General features: G+C 61.4%; 13 protein-coding genes. 12 read left to right on the top strand and 1 reads right to left on the bottom strand.

The annotated features are described in order from the left end of the window. Window positions 1–208 precede the first annotated feature (208 nt). The 10 genes from JN756_RS17350 to JN756_RS17305 all read left to right on the top strand — a co-directional run bounded on the left by JN756_RS17350 (window position 209) and on the right by JN756_RS17305 (window position 13,764). Window positions 209–1,207, top strand: coding sequence for an alpha/beta fold hydrolase (locus tag JN756_RS17350; RefSeq protein ID WP_169865769.1), 999 nt, complete (start codon window positions 209–211; stop codon window positions 1,205–1,207). Between the two features lie 294 nt (window positions 1,208–1,501). Beyond that, window positions 1,502–2,782: an alkane 1-monooxygenase gene (locus JN756_RS17345; protein WP_046383671.1), complete on the top strand. Its 1,281-nt coding sequence runs from the start codon at window positions 1,502–1,504 to the stop codon at window positions 2,780–2,782. 135 nt (window positions 2,783–2,917) lie between these two features. Further along, a complete protein-coding gene (praA, locus tag JN756_RS17340; protein WP_017846505.1) occupies window positions 2,918–3,412 on the top strand; it encodes an alkane oxidation protein activator PraA in 495 nt (164 codons plus the stop codon). Between the two features lie 133 nt (window positions 3,413–3,545). Further along, a complete protein-coding gene (gene praB / locus JN756_RS17335) occupies window positions 3,546–4,055 on the top strand; it encodes an alkane oxidation protein activator PraB (protein ID WP_164887053.1) in 510 nt (169 codons plus the stop codon). A 113-nt stretch (window positions 4,056–4,168) separates the two neighbouring features. Then, complete coding sequence (locus tag JN756_RS17330; protein WP_057004669.1) at window positions 4,169–5,605, top strand: outer membrane protein transport protein; 1,437 nt, start codon at window positions 4,169–4,171, stop codon at window positions 5,603–5,605. Window positions 5,606–5,899: 294 nt separating this feature from the next. After that, window positions 5,900–8,425 carry an acyl-CoA dehydrogenase gene (locus JN756_RS17325; protein WP_201021120.1) on the top strand — a complete coding sequence of 842 codons (2,526 nt, stop codon included), beginning with the start codon at window positions 5,900–5,902 and terminating at the stop codon, window positions 8,423–8,425. A 71-nt stretch (window positions 8,426–8,496) separates the two neighbouring features. After that, entirely contained in the window at window positions 8,497–9,840 is a 1,344-nt protein-coding gene (locus tag JN756_RS17320; protein ID WP_126588557.1) for a 3-oxoacyl-ACP reductase, read from the top strand. 3 nt (window positions 9,841–9,843) lie between these two features. Beyond that, window positions 9,844–10,734: a MaoC/PaaZ C-terminal domain-containing protein gene (locus tag JN756_RS17315; protein WP_169881971.1), complete on the top strand. Its 891-nt coding sequence runs from the start codon at window positions 9,844–9,846 to the stop codon at window positions 10,732–10,734. Continuing rightward, the gene (locus tag JN756_RS17310; protein ID WP_201021119.1) at window positions 10,731–12,029 is read left to right on the top strand and encodes an acetyl-CoA C-acetyltransferase; all 1,299 of its coding nucleotides are present in this window, start codon (window positions 10,731–10,733) and stop codon (window positions 12,027–12,029) included. Before JN756_RS17315 ends, JN756_RS17310 begins: the two co-directional genes overlap by 4 nt. Before the next feature lie 31 nt (window positions 12,030–12,060). Then, window positions 12,061–13,764: an AMP-binding protein gene (locus tag JN756_RS17305; protein WP_201021118.1), complete on the top strand. Its 1,704-nt coding sequence runs from the start codon at window positions 12,061–12,063 to the stop codon at window positions 13,762–13,764. Window positions 13,765–13,879: 115 nt separating this feature from the next. Here JN756_RS17305 and JN756_RS17300 read toward each other — a convergent pair whose 3' ends face one another. Continuing rightward, window positions 13,880–14,995, bottom strand: coding sequence for a Gfo/Idh/MocA family protein (locus JN756_RS17300; protein WP_201021117.1), 1,116 nt, complete (start codon window positions 14,993–14,995; stop codon window positions 13,880–13,882). Window positions 14,996–15,305: 310 nt separating this feature from the next. Here JN756_RS17300 and JN756_RS17295 point away from each other — a divergent pair, with 310 nt between their 5' ends. After that, window positions 15,306–16,346: a WD40/YVTN/BNR-like repeat-containing protein gene (locus JN756_RS17295; protein ID WP_169865359.1), complete on the top strand. Its 1,041-nt coding sequence runs from the start codon at window positions 15,306–15,308 to the stop codon at window positions 16,344–16,346. 15 nt (window positions 16,347–16,361) lie between these two features. Continuing rightward, on the top strand, window positions 16,362–18,737 hold the full coding sequence (locus JN756_RS17290; RefSeq protein WP_017846495.1) for an efflux RND transporter permease subunit: 2,376 nt from the start codon (window positions 16,362–16,364) through the stop codon (window positions 18,735–18,737). The last annotated feature ends 2 nt before the right edge of the window (window positions 18,738–18,739 follow it).

Below are 18,739 nucleotides of genomic sequence, written 5' to 3'. Positions count from 1 at the left end.
TTAGATAGAACACCATTGCAAAGGAAAATTGAATTACTTATTTTAAAAAAGATTTTAAATAATCTACCTGAAAATATCGCCTAGGCTAGTCCCTGGCTCCTTATGTGCGACGGTATGCACGAAGTTTAGGTCCAGGGTGTGGGCGATGGCTGAGGCCTTGATCAATTCCGGTCGGGCGGTCGGCAGCAGGGAAGCAGAGGACCGAGCTATGGCTGTCGAATGGGTTATTGCTGCGGGTGTGCTGGTCGGTGCGAGCGTGGTGGCATGGGGCTTCAGTGCCTGGATGACACGGCGCATCGAAGCGGCCGTTCCAAGTAACGGGCGCTTTGTGGACGTCGATGGCGAGCGCTTTCATTATCTCGACGAGGGCAAGGGCCCACCGCTGGTGATGATTCACGGGCTGATGGGCAGCAGTCGCAACCTGACCTACGCCTTGTCGGGGCAGTTGCGCGAGCATTTCCGGGTCATCACGCTTGACCGGCCTGGCTCGGGCTATTCGACCCGGCATCCCGGCACGGCGGCGGACCTGCCGGCCCAGGCCCGGCAAATCGCGGCTTTTATCCAGGCGCTGGGCCTGGATCGACCGCTGGTGCTGGGGCATTCCCTCGGTGGCGCGGTGGCCCTGGCGCTGGCCCTCGACCATCCCCACGCGGTCTCCGGGTTGATCCTGGTGGCACCGCTAACCCATCCCCAGCGCCTGTTGCCGCTGGTGTTCCTGTCATTGGCGGTGCGCCCGGCGTGGCTGCGTCGCTGGCTGTCGCACACGCTGACGATGCCGATCGGCCTGCTGACCAAAGGCTCGGTGGTCAAGGGCGTATTTGCCCCCGATCCTGCACCAGCGGACTTCGCCACACGCGGCGGCGGGCTGCTCGGCATGCGCCCGGCCAACTTCTACGCGGCCTCCACCGAGATCAACCAGGTCAACGATCACCTGCCGGGCATGGTCAAGCGCTACCCGCAACTGACCCTGCCCATCGGCCTGATCTACGGCGCAAAGGACAAGGTGCTGGACTTTCAAAAGCACGGCCAGGCCCTCGCGAGCCGGGTGCCCGGCCTCAAGCTGCAACTGGTGGAGGGGCGCGGCCATATGTTGCCGATCACCGCGACGGAGCGTGTTGTGGCGGTGGTGGAACAGGTGGCCAAACGGGCCCGATCACCGCAAAACACCACCGTCCTGCATCCACCGTTGGCCCTGGCGAACAAATAATCGGGCCATCCGAGTCGCGGCACAACGGCGTCAATGCGCGCTCTAGACACCTGACCAGCCAGCTGAAAAAGAGACTGCTCGGTCACGCAAAAAAGGGCTCGATAAACTAGTTGACGACCTAACGATTCCGCGTTATTTATTTAAAAAAATATTTCAATGTTTGTTTTGAAATGATTTTTGAAATGCCTAAGAGCGAATAACAATGAAAAAAACGTCTTTTATCGCATGGTTGATTTCCCGGAGCCTTCCGCGCTCCTCGAACCTGTTTTGCACCTGCCTCGTCCGGAGGTTGCCATGAATCAGACCCTGGCCACCCCGCAGGTCTGGGCCGACGGCAAACGCCACCTGTGGTGGCTCGGCATCCTGCCCCTGGCAACGCCTTTACTCGCCGGCACACTGGCAATCACCAGCGGCGTGCAACAACTGTGGTGGGTTGGCGTATTGGTGATCTTCGGCCTCATCCCGCTGATCGATGGCCTGTTGGGCGAAGACGTGAGTAACCCGCCCGAGTCCGCCGTCAACCACCTCGAATCGCAACGCTACTACCGCTGGATCATCTACACCGGCGTGCTGTTCGTCATCGCTTCGGTGGTGATCACCGGTTGGCTGGCTGCCGGCGGTATTGACTGGATCATCAACGGCGGTTTGCTCCAGGCCACCGCCGCGCTGGAACCTTCGAGCTGGCTGGCGAAAACGGCCGCCTATCTCACCTCGCGCACCCAACTGCACGGCCAGGTCAGTGCCTTCACGTACCTGGGCATGGCCATGTCCACGGGCGCGGCGACTGGCATCGCGATCAACACCGCCCACGAGTTGGGGCACAAACCCAAGCCGCTGGAAGTGTTCCTGGCCAAAGTCACTTTGGCGCCGACGTTCTACGGGCACTTCTATACCGAACACAACCGGGGCCATCACGTCCGTGTCGCCACCCCGGAAGATCCGGCCAGCTCGCGGCTGGGGGAAAGTTTCTGGGCTTTCCTGCCGCGCTCGGTGTGGTTCAGCGCCCGCTCGGCGTGGAACCTGGAGCGCGAACGCCTGCGCAAACTCGGCCTGCCGGCCTGGCACTGGAAAAACGCCGTGCTCAGCGCCTGGCTGTACAGCGTGGTGTTGTGGGGCGCGATGATTGCCTGGTTGGGGGCGGCGGTGATTCCGTTCCTGATCATCCAGGGCATCTACGGCTTCTCGCTGCTGGAAGTGGTGAACTACGTCGAACACTACGGCCTTAAACGCCAGAAGTTGCCCAACGGCCGTTATGAGCGTTGCTCGCCGCGACATTCGTGGAACAGTAACCGGATCGTGACCAATATCTTTCTGTTCCAACTGCAACGGCACTCCGATCATCACGCCAATCCGACGCGCAGTTATCAATCGTTGCGTCACTTCGATGAATCGCCGCAACTTCCCTACGGTTATGCAAGCATGATTGTCTGGGCTTACGTGCCGTATTTGTGGCGACGACGGATGGACCATCGGGTGCTCAGGCATTATGCCGGGGATATCACCCTGACCAATCTTCAACCGTCCAAGCGTCTGCACTATCTGAAACAATACGGCGGCAATAGCAAAACGTTCTGAGATGAACTGAAAAAGTTACCTGGCGTGCTCGGGATCTTTGTCTCGCGCGGTTTCTTATCGCCCAGCGTTTATCGATTTCATTGCAAGAGAGTTGTTTGACCCCAAAAAAATAAAAGCAAGGGAAGGACGTTCACCATGCAAACACCTGCCAAGTTCACCGCCCATATCTTATTGGCGGCATTGGGTCTGATTGTCTATCAGCAAGCCCAGGCTGCCCGTATTGAACCTGCCGGTAGTGCGTTTACTGCCCAAGGGCCCATCAGTTTTTCCAAAGGCAAGCTGATCAGTGCCGACTGCACCATCAAGGTGGCGGGCAAGGTTGCCGCCGACGGTTCGTCCGTCAATGTCGACAAGGTCGAATTCGACGGCGGCCTCAAGTGCAGCCGGGTCGAAGCGATCAACCTGCCGTGGATCTTGGTGGCCAAAGACACCCAAAGCGGCTCGATGTCGAAGATCAGCGTGGACGTCCACGCCTTCGGCCTGGGCGGCAAGTGCGGCCCTTCCACGGCCGACGGCACCTGGGATAACGCCACCGGCAAGTTGGAAGCCGTCAATGTGCCGATTGGCGAAGACTGCAAGATCAAGACGGTGTCGATCAAGATGCCGGCCAACTTCAAAGTTGTCGAATAGATATATCCGATAGTTGCAGCGGTAATTGAATTGAAATTTGGCTGGAAAGGGAAGTTCTGCAGTTTCTCCGTGACCTCTCGTTCATGGCCATTACCCCTGGCGAATGACTCGCCATAACATGTGAGGAAAAATAATGAAAAGTTTGAAAACCCTCGTTTGTGCAACTTCGCTTGCTCTGTGCTTTGGCGCGGCTTCGATGGCCAACGCGGCGACGATCACGCCTGCGGGACCTTTCACTACTAGTGCCGGCACCATTGTGGTGACGTCTCCTTCGTCTGCGGGCGCCCCTATCACGTGCGGAGTCACTTTTGGCGGCACGGTGACTAGCGGTGTGGTCACCATCACTGCGGCAACTCTCTCTGGCGGCGGACTCTGTGGCTTGCCTGTCCTGAAGAACATTCCGTCTCCAGGTTGGGTATTAAGCGCAACCAGTTACGACCCAGTCACCAAAAAGGGCACCGCTACTGTGACCAATGTTGGCTGGACCGTTGCTTTCCCGCCTTCCAACTGTGGCCCAGGCACGCTGAATCTGGTTTGGGATGAAGTCACTCAAACGCTCTCGACGACTTCCAGCCAGTCGCTCTCGGGCAGTTGTGCTGTTCAGTCGTTGTCCGTCAAGGCGCCGACTCTGCACATGCAATAAGAACAACGGACTGATCACCCGTGCAAAGGCAGGCGCCTCGTCAGAGGCGTCTGTTGCGCAAAAGCCCGACGTATCAGCTGAGCGTTACGGATAAAAACAATAAGGAGTGGAGCATGAATAATAAGAAACAGCAGGCACACGCATTCATCGGCCTGACATTGCTGGGATGTCTGGTGGCAGCAGGGGCGGCTCAGGCAGGTGGCTTCATGACTCCTACCGCTAACACAGCCGGGTGGGGCCGGGCATTCGGTGGTGGTTCGATGTTCAAGGACGATCCATCATCGGCGTTCAATAACCCGGCGGCGATGGCGTTCATTGATAAAACCATCTCGCAATTCACCATCAACTACGCGGACATCAACATCAAGTACAAAGGCTCGGCTTACGATTATTCAGGCCGTCCGATGTCGGATACCACCCTTGATGAAAACTTTTCGCCGGTCTATCACGACCGCACCGGGGACGGTGGCCAGGGTGGTTTCGAGGCTTGGGTGCCTACCGGTTTCATGGTGATCCCCATCAATGACCGGTTCAGTTTTGGCCTGAGCCAAGTGGTGCCCATGGGCGCACGCACGACTTGGGACCCGGACTGGAAAGGCCGTGATTTTGCCGTGGATACCCGAATCGAAACGGTTGGCTTGACCGCTTCTCTGTCGTTCAAGGTCAATGATCAGTTTTCCGTGGGTGGCGGTACCATTCTTCAGCACACCAAAGGTTTTGTAAGTCAGAACGTCGATCTCTATGCCGCCGCCGCTCAGTCGCCAGGGTTGGGGGGTATTCCATTTCCGGCAGGCATGGGGCATGCGCTGATGCGGGTCAAGGTGGACAACAACTCCCTTGGCTGGTTTGCCGGTGTCGTCTGGAAACCCACGGAATTCGACACGCTCGGCCTGAATTACCACGCCAAAATCAAGAACAAACTGGAGGGCAAATACAATATCTACGCCGATCCGGGATCGGAAGCGTTGATGACCACACCGGTGGTTGATGGCAAAACCCTGGTGGAATTGGCATACCCGGGCTTGCACCTCTATCCCGGTGGCGCCAACGCTACGACGCAACTGGACATCCCGGCCAATACATCCATTGACTGGGTACATCAGTTCTCTGATCGCTTGAGTTTGGGTGCGAGCGTCACGTGGACCGAGTGGTCGTCGTTCAAGGACCTGACCTTGAAGTCCAATGGCAGCACCATTGTGTCGATTCCTTATAACTACAAAAACACATGGATGTACTCGCTCGGCGGAGACTACAAACTCACCGATGATTTAACCGTGCGCGCCGGCGTGGCCTTTGACCAGACGCCAACCCGTAACTCCACGCGTGACCCGCGTATTCCGGATGGTGATCGGACGTTCGCTTCCTTGGGCTTTGGCTACAAGATCCGTGCGATTCCTGGGTTGAGCATTGATGGGGCGTACTCTCGGCAGTTCGTGGAAACCGTCAACCTCAAAACCAAGAATGTGGATCGCCTTGGTGGTGGTTCGCTGGATGGCAAGTCTGAAGCAAAGGGTGAAGTGGTCAGCATGTCGGCAACCTACGAGTTCTGATTCATCGTTTTAGCCTTGCCGCGACGCTGGAAACGAGCAGTCAGCGCATCTTTCTGCACGGTTTGTCCCAGCATGGCATCGACGGGTCGCGCAGGCGACCCGTTCCACTCTCTTTCACATGGGCTCAACACGGCTGACTCGCTCAGCTTCGAATGTTTTCATCAAAGCATTAAATAAAAATTTCAAAATAAAATTTTAATCTGGTTTTCTGAGTTTGTAGCGTGGTTTTGCACCGCAGGTCATTTCGACTGATCCGCGCGTTCGCCACGCCCTGAATCGAGTAGAGGTATCCCCATGGTGATCTGGTTATTGGTGGGTTTCGCAGCCGCGATTGCCCTGGCGTATCGACAAGCCGCCGCTGTCCACTGGCTGGGCGCCGGCCTGGCCTGGCTGGCGGCCGGCTACCTGTTCAACGTGGTCGCCGTTTTCGGCACCACCGTCGTGGCGCTGCTAGTGGTCTTGCCCGCGTTGCTGATGACAATCAAACCGCTGCGCCGCAGCCTGTTGACCAGCAAGGCTCTGAGCCTGTTTCGTACAGTCATGCCGGCAATGTCCGACACCGAGCGCGCGGCCATCGAGTCCGGCACCGTGTGGTGGGATGCCGAACTGTTCAGCGGCCGACCCGACTGGCAGCGCCTGCTGCAAGCCGCGCCGGCCAGCCTGAGCGCCGAGGAGCAAGCCTTCCTCGACAACGAAGTCGAAACCCTGTGCGACATCGCCAACGACTGGGAAACCACCCAGGTCTGGCAAGACATGTCCCCCGAGGGCTGGCAGTACACCAAGGACGCCGGTTTCCTCGGCATGATCATTCCCAAGCAGTACGGCGGCAAAGGCTTCTCCCACTACGCGCATTCGCAAGTGGTGATGAAGCTGTCGACACGCTGCTCGGCGGCGGCGATTTCGGTGATGGTGCCCAACTCCCTGGGCCCGGCGGAACTGCTGCTGCATTACGGCACCGATGCCCAGCGTAATTACTACCTGCCGCGCCTGGCGCGTGGCGAAGACATTCCGTGTTTCGCGCTGACCAGCCCGTATGCCGGTTCCGACGCTGGGGCGATTCCGGACCTGGGCATCGTCTGCAAAGGCCTGCACGAAGGCGAGGAAGTGCTGGGTTTCAACGTGACCTGGGACAAGCGCTACATCACCCTTGGCCCAATTGCCACAGTGCTTGGCCTGGCGTTTCGTGCGCAAGACCCGGAAGGTCTACTCGGCCAGCCGGGTTCGCTGGGTATCACTTGCGCGTTGATCCCAACCTCCCATCCGGGCGTGAACAGCGGTCGTCGGCACTGGCCGCTCAACGCGGTGTTTCAGAACGGTCCCACCACCGGCAAGGATGTGTTCATTCCCCTGGAGTGGGTCATCGGCGGCCGCGAACAGGTCGGCAACGGCTGGCGCATGCTGATGGAATGCCTGGCGGCCGGTCGGGCGATTTCCTTGCCGTCGGCCAACGTCGGCCTGGGCAAGGTCGCAGTACGCGGCACCAGCGCGTATGCGGCGATGCGCAAACAGTTCGGCCTGCCCATCGGCAAGTTCGAAGGCGTGCAAGCCCCGTTGGCGCGCATGGCCGGGCATTTGTATGCCTGCGACGCGGTGCGCAAGGTGTCGGTGGCATCGCTGGATGCCGGCGAGAAACCTTCGGTGATCTCCGCCATCGCCAAATACCACGTCACCGAGCGCGCGCGGATGATCGTCAACGACGGCATGGACATCGTCGCCGGCAAGGGCATCTGCATGGGCCCCAACAACTTCCTGGCCCGCGCTTATCAACAAAGCCCGATTGCGATCACGGTGGAAGGCGCGAACATCATGACCCGCTGCCTGATCATCTTTGGCCAGGGCCTGATCCGTTGCCATCCCTATGTGTTGCGCGAGATGGAAGCGGCGCGCAACCCCGATCGGCGCAAGGCGCTTGAAGCGTTTGACAGCGCAATGTTCGGCCATGTGAGCTTTGTGCTGGCCAATACGGTGCGCGCCGCAGTGCATTCGCTCACTGGCGGGCGCCTGATTTCCGCACCCACCAAGACCGAGCCGGCGTTGGCGTCCTACTACCGTCAGGCCAATCGGCTGTCGGTGGTGTTGGCTTTGATCTCGGACGTTTCCATGGGTGTGCTCGGCGGTGCGCTCAAGCGCAAGGAAAGTATCACCGGGCGCCTGGGCGATATTCTTTCGCAGTTGTACATCTTGTCTTGCGTGCTCAAGCGCTTTGAAGATGACGGCCGGCCCCAGGCGGATTTGCCGCTGGTGCATTGGTCGGCCCAGGATGCGTTGCTGCGCGCCCATGAAGCCCTCGCCGAAACACTCGATAACTATCCGTCGAAAGCCGCGGCAGCGGTGGTGCGCGGCTTGAGTTTTCCGTTCGGTATTCCCCTGCGTAAACCCTCGGACCGGCTGTTGGCCCAGGTGGCGGATGTGGTGCAGACCTCCGGCGAAACCCGTGAGCGCTTGCTGGCCAATTCCTATATCCCACGTCCGGAAATCGACAAGCTGGCTTACGGCGAATTGGCTTTCCGCCTGTTGCCGCAGGTGGAGCTGATCGAAGCACGGCTCAAGCCTGCGATCAAACAGGGCTTGCTCGAACCGATGCCGATCGCCGCCACGGCCTTTGCCGCCTGGCGCGTCAAGGCGCGGGCGCTGGACTTGATCAGCAGCGATGAAGACGCCTTGCTCGCGCGCTATGTGGAATATGCCGACCACGGCATCCAGGTCGACGACTTCCCGCAGGACTTCGGTCTGCTCGAGGCGTTGCAGCAGCGTAAGCACGTGTTGCAACCATCTACCCAGCGTCGTACCAGCCAGGGCGAGAATGCTTCGGTCAATTGAGTGGCACTGAATGAACGCGCCTACATGGCTCGGGCGTTCATACCGATACCGTATCGTGAGTGGATGTTTATATGAGTGACAGCTACCTATCGTTCGTCAATTCCCCCTGGGGCCGACGCCTGGCCCAGGCCATCGGCCTGCCGCAACCGTTGCTGCTGCAACGTCATCGCCGTGGCCAGCAAGGCCTGGCCAACCCGGTGATCGTCGCGGGGGCAGGGCGCCTGGCTGTGCAAGTGCAACAGATTTTCAGCGCCACCGACACGGTCGCCGCCACTGCAGCGACCCTCAAGGCGCCGTCTACGGTCAAGGTGCAGGGCGCGGTGTTCGATGCCACTGGCGTCGTCGACCTGCAGCAGCTCGATGAGCTCTACGTATTTTTCCACGCCAACGCCAAGCGCCTCGCCCAGCATGGCCGCGTGGTGGTGCTCGGCACTGCTCCCGAAGACTGTCGGGATTTGCCCCAGGCCATCGCCCAGCGCGCCCTCGAAGGGTTGGTGCGTTCGCTGGCCAAGGAACTGCGCCGGGCGATCACCGTGCAATTGATCTACGTCGCGCCGGGGGCCGAAGACGCCATGGACAGCAGCCTGCGCTTCTTTCTGTCGCGTCGTTCGGCCTATGTGTCGGGGCAAGTGGTGCGCCTGGAAAAACCGCTGGACGGCCCTGTCACGGTCAACTGGGACACCCCCTTCGCCGGCCGCCGCGCGCTGGTTACCGGTGCCTCCCGTGGCATCGGCTTGGCGATTGCCCAGGTATTGGCCCGCGACGGCGCCCATGTGGTGTGCGTGGATGTGCCCCAAGCCGAGGACGCGCTGCAACATGCCGCCGCCAGCGTCGGTGGCTCGGCGTTGCCACTGGACATTACCGCAGCAGATGCGGCCTCGCTGTTGCAGGCCCATGTCAGCCAATCCGGCGCCTTTGACGTGGTGGTGCATAACGCCGGGATCACCCGCGACAAGACCATCACCAAGATGACCGAAGCGGCGTGGCGCAATGTGCTGGCGGTCAACCTGCAAGCGCCGTTGCAACTGAGCCACGCGCTGCTGGAATGCCAGGGCCTGAACCCGGGCGGGCGTATCGTCTGTGTGTCGTCGATTTCCGGCATCGCCGGCAACCTCGGGCAAAGCAACTACGCCACTTCCAAAGCCGGGGTGATCGGCCTGGTCCACGGCCTGGCACCGTTGGCGGCGGCGCAGCAGGTCACGGTGAACGCGGTGGCGCCGGGGTTCATCGAAACCCAGATGACCGCGAAGATCCCGCTGCTGATCCGCGAAGCCGGGCGGCGCATGAATTCGCTGTCCCAGGGCGGCCAGCCGATCGACGTGGCCGAGACCATCGCCTGGCTGGCCCACCCGGCGTCCGGCGGCGTCAACGGCCAAGTCGTGCGCGTGTGCGGCCAAAGCCTGCTGGGAGCTTGAGCCATGGACTACGTGACGCAGATCATCGACCCGCCGCCGTCGCAGCCCCAGTTGTTGCTGGACGGCCTGCGCGCCTTGCGCAAACCCAAGCTCGACGGCGCGCCTGAGTTGCCCAAGGCGCGTCTGGTGCGTTCGGCGGTGGAATTGTCGGCCACCGGCATCGCCGCGTATGGCCGCGCCTGTGGTTTCCGGCATGAGCAGGGCGTGCCGCTGGCCTACCCGCAGGTGCTGGCGTTCCCGTTGCACCTGATGCTGCTGACCCGGCCGAGTTTCCCGTACCCGGCCAGCGGCATGGTCCACCTGGCCAATCGCATTCGTCAGCACCAGCGCTTGCACGCGGGCCAGGCCCTGCGCCTGGAGGTGTATTGCGAGCGTTGGGTGGCGCACCCCAAGGGCCAGGCGCTGAGCATCGCCACCCGGGCCTACGGTGCGGACACGCTGCTGTGGGAAAGCGACAGCCTGTACCTGCGGCGCGACGTGAAAAACCCGGTGGGTGAGCCATGGGCGGACGTGCTGCCCTTGCAGGAAGAAGGCCTGTTGCGCACCCAGCGCTGGGTGCTGCCCGCCGATCTGGGCCGGCGGTTTGCCAAGGTCTCGGGGGATTTCAACCCGATTCATACCTCGCTGATCGGCGCAAAACTCTTTGGCTTTCGCCGCGCCATCGCCCACGGCATGTGGACATTGGGCCGCGCATTGGCCGCCGAGCAACCGCCGGGCGGCCTGGATCAGGCGCAAGCGCACTGCGACTTCAAGCTGCCGATCTTCCTGCCCGGCCAGGTCGCGCTGTGGCGCCGCCCCGTGAGCGGCCCGCGGCGTGAGTTCGAAGTGCGCAACTTCGCCGGTGACAAACCGCACATGCGCGGGCTTTTTATCTGGAACGAGCGCCTTAAATGAATGACTACAGCTTCAACCCGGCCCCGGCCCGCCGCGTGGCGATCATCGGCGGCAACCGCATTCCGTTTGCCCGCTCCAACACGGTGTACGCCCACGACAGTAACCAGGATTTGCTGGTGGCCGCGCTGCAAGGCCTGGTCGACCGCTACAACCTGCATGGCCAGCGCCTGGGCGAGTTCGCTGCGGGCGCGGTGATCAAGCACTCGCGGGATTTCAACCTGGCGCGTGAGTCGCTGTTATCGACCACGCTGTCTGCGCAAACCCCGGCCTACGACTTGCAACAAGCCTGCGGCACGGGCCTGGAAGCGGCCTTGCTGGTGGCGAACAAGATCGCCCTCGGCCAGATCGATGTGGGCATCGCCGGTGGCGCCGACACCACGTCCGACGCGCCCATCGGCCTCAATGAAGCGCTGCGCCACACCTTGCTTGCGGCCAATCGCGCCAAGGCCATGGGCGACAAGGTGAAGGCGCTGCTGAAGGTGCGTCCGTCGATGTTCTTCAAGCCGCTGCTGCCGCGCAATGGCGAACCGCGCACCGGTCTGTCGATGGGCGAGCACTGCGAAGAAATGGCCAAGCGCTGGCAGATCAAGCGCCTGGCCCAGGATGAATTGACCCTCAGCAGCCACCAGCGCCTGGATGCCGCCTATCAACGCGGTTTCTTCGACGACCTGATCAGCCCCTATCGCGGCCTGGCGCGGGACAACAACCTGCGCGCCGACACCAGCCTGGAGAAGCTCGCCAGCCTGTCCCCGGCCTATGACCGCCAGAACGGCACGCTCACGGCGGGCAACTCCACACCGCTGACCGACGGCGCCTCGGTGGTGCTGTTGGCCAGTGAAGCGTGGGCCGCCGAACACGGCTGGCCGGTGTTGGCTTACCTGCGCACCGGCGAGACCGCGGCGGTGAACTTTGTCGACGGCAGCGAAGGCCTGCTGATGGCGCCGGCCTATGCCGTGCCGCGCCTGCTCAAGCGTGAGGGCCTGGGCTTTGCCGACTTCGATTTCTTCGAGATCCACGAAGCGTTCGCCGCCCAGGTGCTCTGCACGCTCAAGGCCTGGGAAGACGCCGACTACTGTCGCGAACGGCTGGGGCTGGACGCACCGCTGGGCACCATCGACCGCGCCAAGATGAACGTCAACGGCGGCTCCCTGGGCTGCGGGCATCCCTTCGCCGCCACCGGGGGCCGGCAATTGGCAGCGTTGGCCAAGGCGATCCACGAGCGTGGCGGCGGGCGCGGCCTGATTTCGATCTGCGCGGCGGGCGGGCTGGGCATTACCGCCATCGTCGAAAAGTAGCGCTATCCAAAACAACAACAAGGAAATTGCCATGAACGCTATCAGCCTGGAACACACCGAACGCATCTGGTTGAACGCCTACCTGCCCGGCGTCCCGGCGGACATCGATGCCGGTATCGAGGACTACCCGTCGCTGCGCGAGGTGTTCCTGGAGCACCTGGAAAAATTCCGCGAACGGGTGGCCTACGTCAGCATCGGCACCGAAATGACCTATGCCGACTGGCACATGCAGGGCATTGCGTTTGCCGCCTGGTTGCAAGGCCAGGGTGTGAAGACCGGCGACCGCGTGGCGCTGATGATGCCCAACTGCTTGCAGTACCCGATCTGCCTGCTGGGGACGATCCTGGCCGGTGCGGTGGTGGTCAACGTCAACCCGCTGTACACCGCCCATGAACTCAAGCATTTGCTCAAGGACAGCGGCGCGGAGACGGTGGTGATCTTCGAGAACTTCGCCCACACCCTGGAAAAAGCCATGCCCGGCAGCAGCGTCAAGCGCGTGGTGGTGGCGGCCATCGGCGACTTGCTCGGCACCTTCAAGGGCGCGGCGATGAACTTCATCCTGCGCCGCGTGCAGAAACAGGTGCCGAGGTTCAACCTGCGCGGTTCGGTACGCTTCAATCAGGCGCTCAAGCAAGGAAGGGCGCTGACCCATTTCCCGGTGGACATGCACCTCGACGACCTGGCCTTCCTGCAATACACCGGCGGCACCACGGGTGACGCCAAGGGCGTGATGCTCAGCCATCGCAACATCATCGCCAACCTGCTGCAAGCCAAGGCCTGGGTCGGCAACCAATTGGACCAGGACACGCAGGAAACCAACGTCACCTTGTTGCCGCTGTATCACATCTTTTCGCTGACGGTGAACTGCCTGATGTTCATGTGCCTGGGCGGGCGCAACATCCTGATCGCCAACCCACGGGACGTGAAGCGCGTGCAGATGATCCTGCGCAAGGAGCGCTTCAACGGGATTGCCGGGGTCAACACGTTGTTTAACGGCTTGCTGGAGAACCAGGAGTTCTGTGCGCGGGACTTTTCCGACCTGCGCATGGTGATCGCCGGTGGCATGGCCACGCACACGGCGGTGGCCAAGCGCTGGAAGGAAGTCACCGGGCTGCCGATCATCGAAGGCTACGGGCTGACCGAATGTTCGCCGGTGGTGAGCATCAGCCCCATCGACATTTCCCGCATGCGCGAGATGGAATTCACCGGCAGCATCGGCGTGCCCTTGCCGTCGACCTGGGTGCGTTTTATGCGCGAAGACGGCGAATTGGCTGACCTCGGTGAGCAGGGCGAATTGCAAGTGCGCGGCCCGCAGGTGATGCAGGGCTACTGGAAGCGGCCCAAGGAAACCGCCGAGGTGCTGAATGCCGAGGGCTGGCTGTCGACCGGCGATATCGGGGTGATGGATACGCGCGGCTATATCCGCCTGGTCGACCGCAAGAAGGACCTGATCCTGGTCTCGGGCTTCAACGTGTACCCCAATGAAATCGAAGACGTGGTGGCGCTGCACCCCGGCGTTGCTGAAGTGGCGGCAATCGGTGTGGAAGATGGCGTGACCGGCGAGAGGGTGAAGATCATCGTGGTGCGCAAAGACCCGAACCTGACCCAGGAACAGATCCTGGCCCATTGCCGGGAATACCTGACGGGGTACAAAGTGCCCAGGTACGTGGAGTTTCGCAGCACCGAGCTGCCCAAGACCACAGTGGGCAAGGTGCTGCGCCGCGCGCTGCGTTAACTTGAATCTCTAGGTGATCTAAATGTGGGAGGGGGCTTGCCCCCGATAGCGGAGTTGAAGTCACCGAGCCTATCGACTGATCCACCGCCATCGGGGGCAAGCCCCCTCCCACATTTCAGACCGAGTTCACATTGACCCAGCGTTGTTCGCGAGCCGCCACGCGAATCGCCGTCGCCAGCCGCTCGACCGCCCACGCCGCGTCGAAGTCGCTGCCGTCCGCGCCCTGGCCGGTCACTGCCAGAATCAACTCGTGCACTTCCAGCGTCTTCAATTCGTTGTAGCCCAACTGATGGCCGGCGGCCGGGCTGAACGCCGCGTAGCCGGGCAGGGCGGGGCCGGCCAGCAGGCGTTGGAAGCCGTCCTGGCCCTTGTGGCACAGGCGCAGTTCGTTCAAGCGCTCCTGATCGAAGGCCAACGTGCCTTGCGTCCCGCTGATCTCAAACGCCAGGTGGTTCTTGTAACCGTGCTTGAGCCAACTGCTGCTCACCGTGCCGCGCGCGCCGTTGGCGAAACGCAGCAGGGCGTGTACCTGGTCGTCCACGGCAATCGACTTGAGTGTGTCGCCGCCTTTGACGGCGGGGCGCTGTGTATGCACGGTCTGCGTATCGGCGCACACGCTGACCACATCGCCCACCAGATAGCGTGCCATCGACAGCAAGTGGCTGCCCAGGTCTGCCAGGGCGCCACCGGCATGTTCCACCTCACAGCGCCACGACCAGGGTGACGCCGGGTCGGCCATGAAGTCTTCGCTGAACTCACCCTGGAAACTGATGATTTCGCCCAATTCGCCGTTGGCGATGATCTGCTTTGCCCACCCGATCATCGGGTTGTGCTGGTAGTTGTAGCCGACCCGCGTCACCACGCCCGCCGCACTCGCGGCGTGGCGCATGGCGTCGGCCTGCGCCAGGCTGACCGCCAGCGGTTTTTCGCAGTACACCGCCTTGCCCGCGGCGAGCGCGGCCATGGCCATGGGGTAGTGCAAATGGTTCGGTGTGGTGATCGCTACCACATCGACCGTGGGGTCGTTGACCAGCGCTTGCCAGTCGCCATGGGCCTGGGCAAATCCCCAGGCATCGGCGCAGCGCTGGGCGCGTTCGGTGTCGGCATCGGCCAGGGCGGCCAGTCTGAGGCTGACCGGCAGCTCGAATACCGTGCGGGCGTTATTGAACGCCAGGGCATGGGCGCGGCCCATGAAGCCTGTGCCGATCAGGCCGATTCCGAGTTTGCGCATAGCCGTGGTCCTTTGGATTATTGTTTTCAGGGAGGCTATTAATGGAATATAAATTCTCATAATTCAATATGTGGAAAAAATAATTCATTTCTGCGGCTATATCATTGCAGTTGATGTGGTTATATTCAGCGCAGGGTTAAAAGCCGCCAGTTAACAAAAGATAACGTAGCGCCGATTGTCAGACGATTCGAAAGCCCGATAGGATGGCCCCTACTTCCTCCAGGCGCTCTAGATTGCAGGTTTCAGAGCCCGGGAAGGTAAGACGACCTAACAATAATAAATGGGAGAAAGGTCTATGAGTGAGCCTGTCATGGGTTGGGTTGTTTGCCGCCCACGCGCCGCACGCAGGGTTGCGTTGCTGGCCACAGCGCTCTCGTTGCTGGCCGGTGCCGCGTTGTCGCCACCGCTGTTGGCAGCCAGCGATACCGCCGCACAGCCGGTGTTTGCAATTGAATCCCCCAAGGCCGCCAAGGGCCTGATGATCGACGTGGTCCACGCGGGCTCGCGCCTGGTGGCGGTCGGTGATCGCGGGCACATCCTCTATTCCGATGACCAGGGCAGCACCTGGACCCAAGCCAAAGTCCCCACCCGCCAACTGCTCACGGCGGTGTTTTTTGTCGATGACAAACACGGCTGGGCCGTCGGCCACGATGCGCAGATCCTCGCCAGCGTCGACGGCGGCGCCACCTGGGCCCAGCAATACCAGGACCTCAAGCGCGAAGCGCCGTTGCTCGACGTCTGGTTCAACGACGCCAACCACGGCCTGGCCGTCGGCGCCTACGGGGCGCTGATCGAAACCACCGACGGTGGTAAAACCTGGGAAGACGTCAGCGAACGCCTCGACAACGAAGACCAGTTCCACCTCAACGCTATTGCCCAGATCAAGGACGCCGGCCTGTTTATCGTCGGTGAGCAGGGCAGCATGTTCCGCTCCAGCGACGACGGCCAGACCTGGGAAAAACTCGAAGGCCCCTACGAGGGTTCACTGTTCGGCGTGATCGGCACCGCCCAGCCGCACACCCTGTTGGCCTACGGCTTGCGTGGCAACCTGTACCGCTCCACGGATTTCGGCAGCACCTGGGAGCAGGTCGAACTGAATGCGGCGCGCGGCGCCCTGGAGTTCGGCTTGTCCGGGGCGACCTTGCTCGATGACGGCGCGCTGGTGGTGGTCGGTAACGGCGGCAGCGTGGTGGTCAGCCATGACGACGGCCAGACCTTCAGCGTATTCAATCGCCCGGACCGTATTTCACTCTCGGCGGTGACGGCGGCGGGCAATGGCAACTTGATTCTGGTCGGGCAGGGGGGTGTTCGTGTTGCTACGCCAACCGGCGCCGAACCCACAAAACAATAAGAAGGCGGGGAAAGAATGAGCAGTCATCACAACGATAAAGCGACCTTTCTTGAGCGCCTGATCTTCAACAACCGCCCGGCAGTGATCGTCATCTGCCTGCTGGTGAGTATTTTCCTGTTCTGGCAGGCGACGTTGATTCGCCCCTCCACCAGCTTCGAAAAGATGATCCCGCTCAAGCACCCCTTCATCGAAAAGATGATGGAACACCGCAACGACCTGGCCAACCTGGGCAACACGGTGCGTATCTCGGTGGAGGCCAAGGACGGTGACATCTTCACCAAGGACTACATGGAGACCCTGCGGCAGATCAACGACGAGGTGTTCTACATCTCTGGCGTCGACCGCTCGGGCCTCAAGTCGCTGTGGAGCCCCAGCGTGCGCTGGACCGAAGTCACCGAGGAAGGCTTTGCCGGCGGGGAAGTGATCCCGCAGAGCTACAACGGCTCGCCGCAAAGCCTCGATCAACTGCGCAACAACGTGCTCAAGTCCGGCCAGGTCGGGCGCCTGGTGTCCAACGACTTCAAGTCGAGCATTGTCGACATCCCGCTGCTGGAGTCCTACCCGGACCCGCAGGACCAGGGCAAGTTGCTGGCGCTGGACTATCGGCAGTTCTCCCATGAACTGGAAGACAAGATCCGCACCAAGTTCGAAGCGCAGAACCCCAACGTCAAGATCCACATCGTCGGTTTCGCCAAGAAGGTCGGCGACCTGATCGACGGGCTGGTGATGGTCGTGCTGTTCTTCGGCGTTGCCTTCGTCATCACGCTGGTGCTGTTGCTGTGGTTCACCAACTGCCTGCGCAGCACCGTCGCGGTGTTGAGCACGACGCTGGTGGCGGTGGTCTGGCAACTCGGCTTGATGCACTTCTTCGGCTTCGGGCTCGATCCGTATTCGATGCTGGTGCCGTTCCTGATCTTCGCCATCGGTATTTCCCACGGCGTGCAGAAGATCAACGGTATCGCCCTGCAATCGAGCGACGCGGACAATGCGCTGACTGCCGCACGGCGTACCTTCCGGCAACTGTTCCTGCCGGGGATGATCGCGATTCTGGCGGATGCGGTGGGTTTCATTACCCTGCTGATCATCGACATCGGGGTGATCCGGGAACTGGCCATCGGCGCGTCCATCGGCGTGGCGGTGATCGTGTTTACCAACCTGATCCTGCTGCCGGTGGCGATTTCCTACGCGGGCATCAGCAAGCGCGCCGTGGCCAGGAGCAAGAAAGACGCGAATCGCGAACACCCGTTCTGGCGCCTGCTGTCGAATTTCGCCAACCCGAAGGTCGCGCCGATTTCCGTCGCCCTGGCGCTGGTCGCGTTCAGCGGCGGCCTCTGGTACAGCCAGCACCTCAAGATCGGCGACTTGGACCAGGGCGCGCCGGAGCTACGCCCGGACTCGCGCTACAACAAGGACAACAACTTCATCATCAGCAACTACTCCACCAGTTCCGACGTGCTGGTGGTGATGGTCAAGACCAAGGCCGAAGGCTGCTCGCGCTATGAAGCCATGGCGCCCATCGACCAGTTGATGTGGAAGATGCAGAACACCGAGGGCGTGCAGTCGGCGATCTCGCTGGTGACCGTGTCCAAGCAGATGATCAAGGGCATGAACGAGGGCAACCTGAAATGGGAAACCCTGTCGCGCAACCCGGATGTGCTGAACAACTCCATCGCCCGCGCCGATGGCCTGTACAACAACAACTGCTCCCTGGCGCCGGTGCTGGTGTTCCTCAACGACCACAAGGCCGAAACCCTCGACCGCGCCGTGCATGCGGTGCAGGACTTCGCCAAGGAAAACAACAAGGACGGCCTGGAGTTCATCCTCGCCGCCGGTAACGCCGGGATCGAGGCCGCTACCAACGAGGTGATCAAGGAGTCGGAGCTGACCATCCTGATCCTGGTGTACCTGTGCGTGGCGACCATGTGCATGATCACCTTCCGCTCTTGGGCGGCGACCCTGTGCATCGTGCTGCCGCTGGTGCTGACCTCGGTGCTGGGCAACGCGCTGATGGCGTTCATGGGCATCGGCGTCAAGGTCGCGACCTTGCCGGTGGTGGCCCTTGGCGTGGGCATCGGCGTGGACTACGGCATTTACATCTACAGCCGTCTGGAAAGTTTCCTGCGCGCTGGCCTGCCGTTGCAAGAGGCGTACTACCAGACGCTCAAGTCCACAGGCAAGGCGGTGCTGTTCACCGGGTTGTGCCTGGCGATCGGCGTGTGTACCTGGATCTTCTCGGCGATCAAGTTCCAGGCCGACATGGGCCTGATGCTGACCTTCATGCTGCTGTGGAACATGTTCGGCGCGCTGTGGCTGCTGCCGGCGCTGGCGCGGTTCCTGATCAAACCGGAGAAGTTGGCCGGGCAGAAAGGCAATTCGCTGTTCGCCCACTGAGT

Origin of the sequence: Pseudomonas sp. Y39-6 (assembly GCF_023651955.1) — a bacterium.
GTDB classification, from domain to species: Bacteria; Pseudomonadota; Gammaproteobacteria; order Pseudomonadales; family Pseudomonadaceae; genus Aquipseudomonas; species Aquipseudomonas veronii.
Note: the sequence above shows the minus strand (reverse complement) of the source record. Positions and strands in the feature narration are given on the sequence as shown.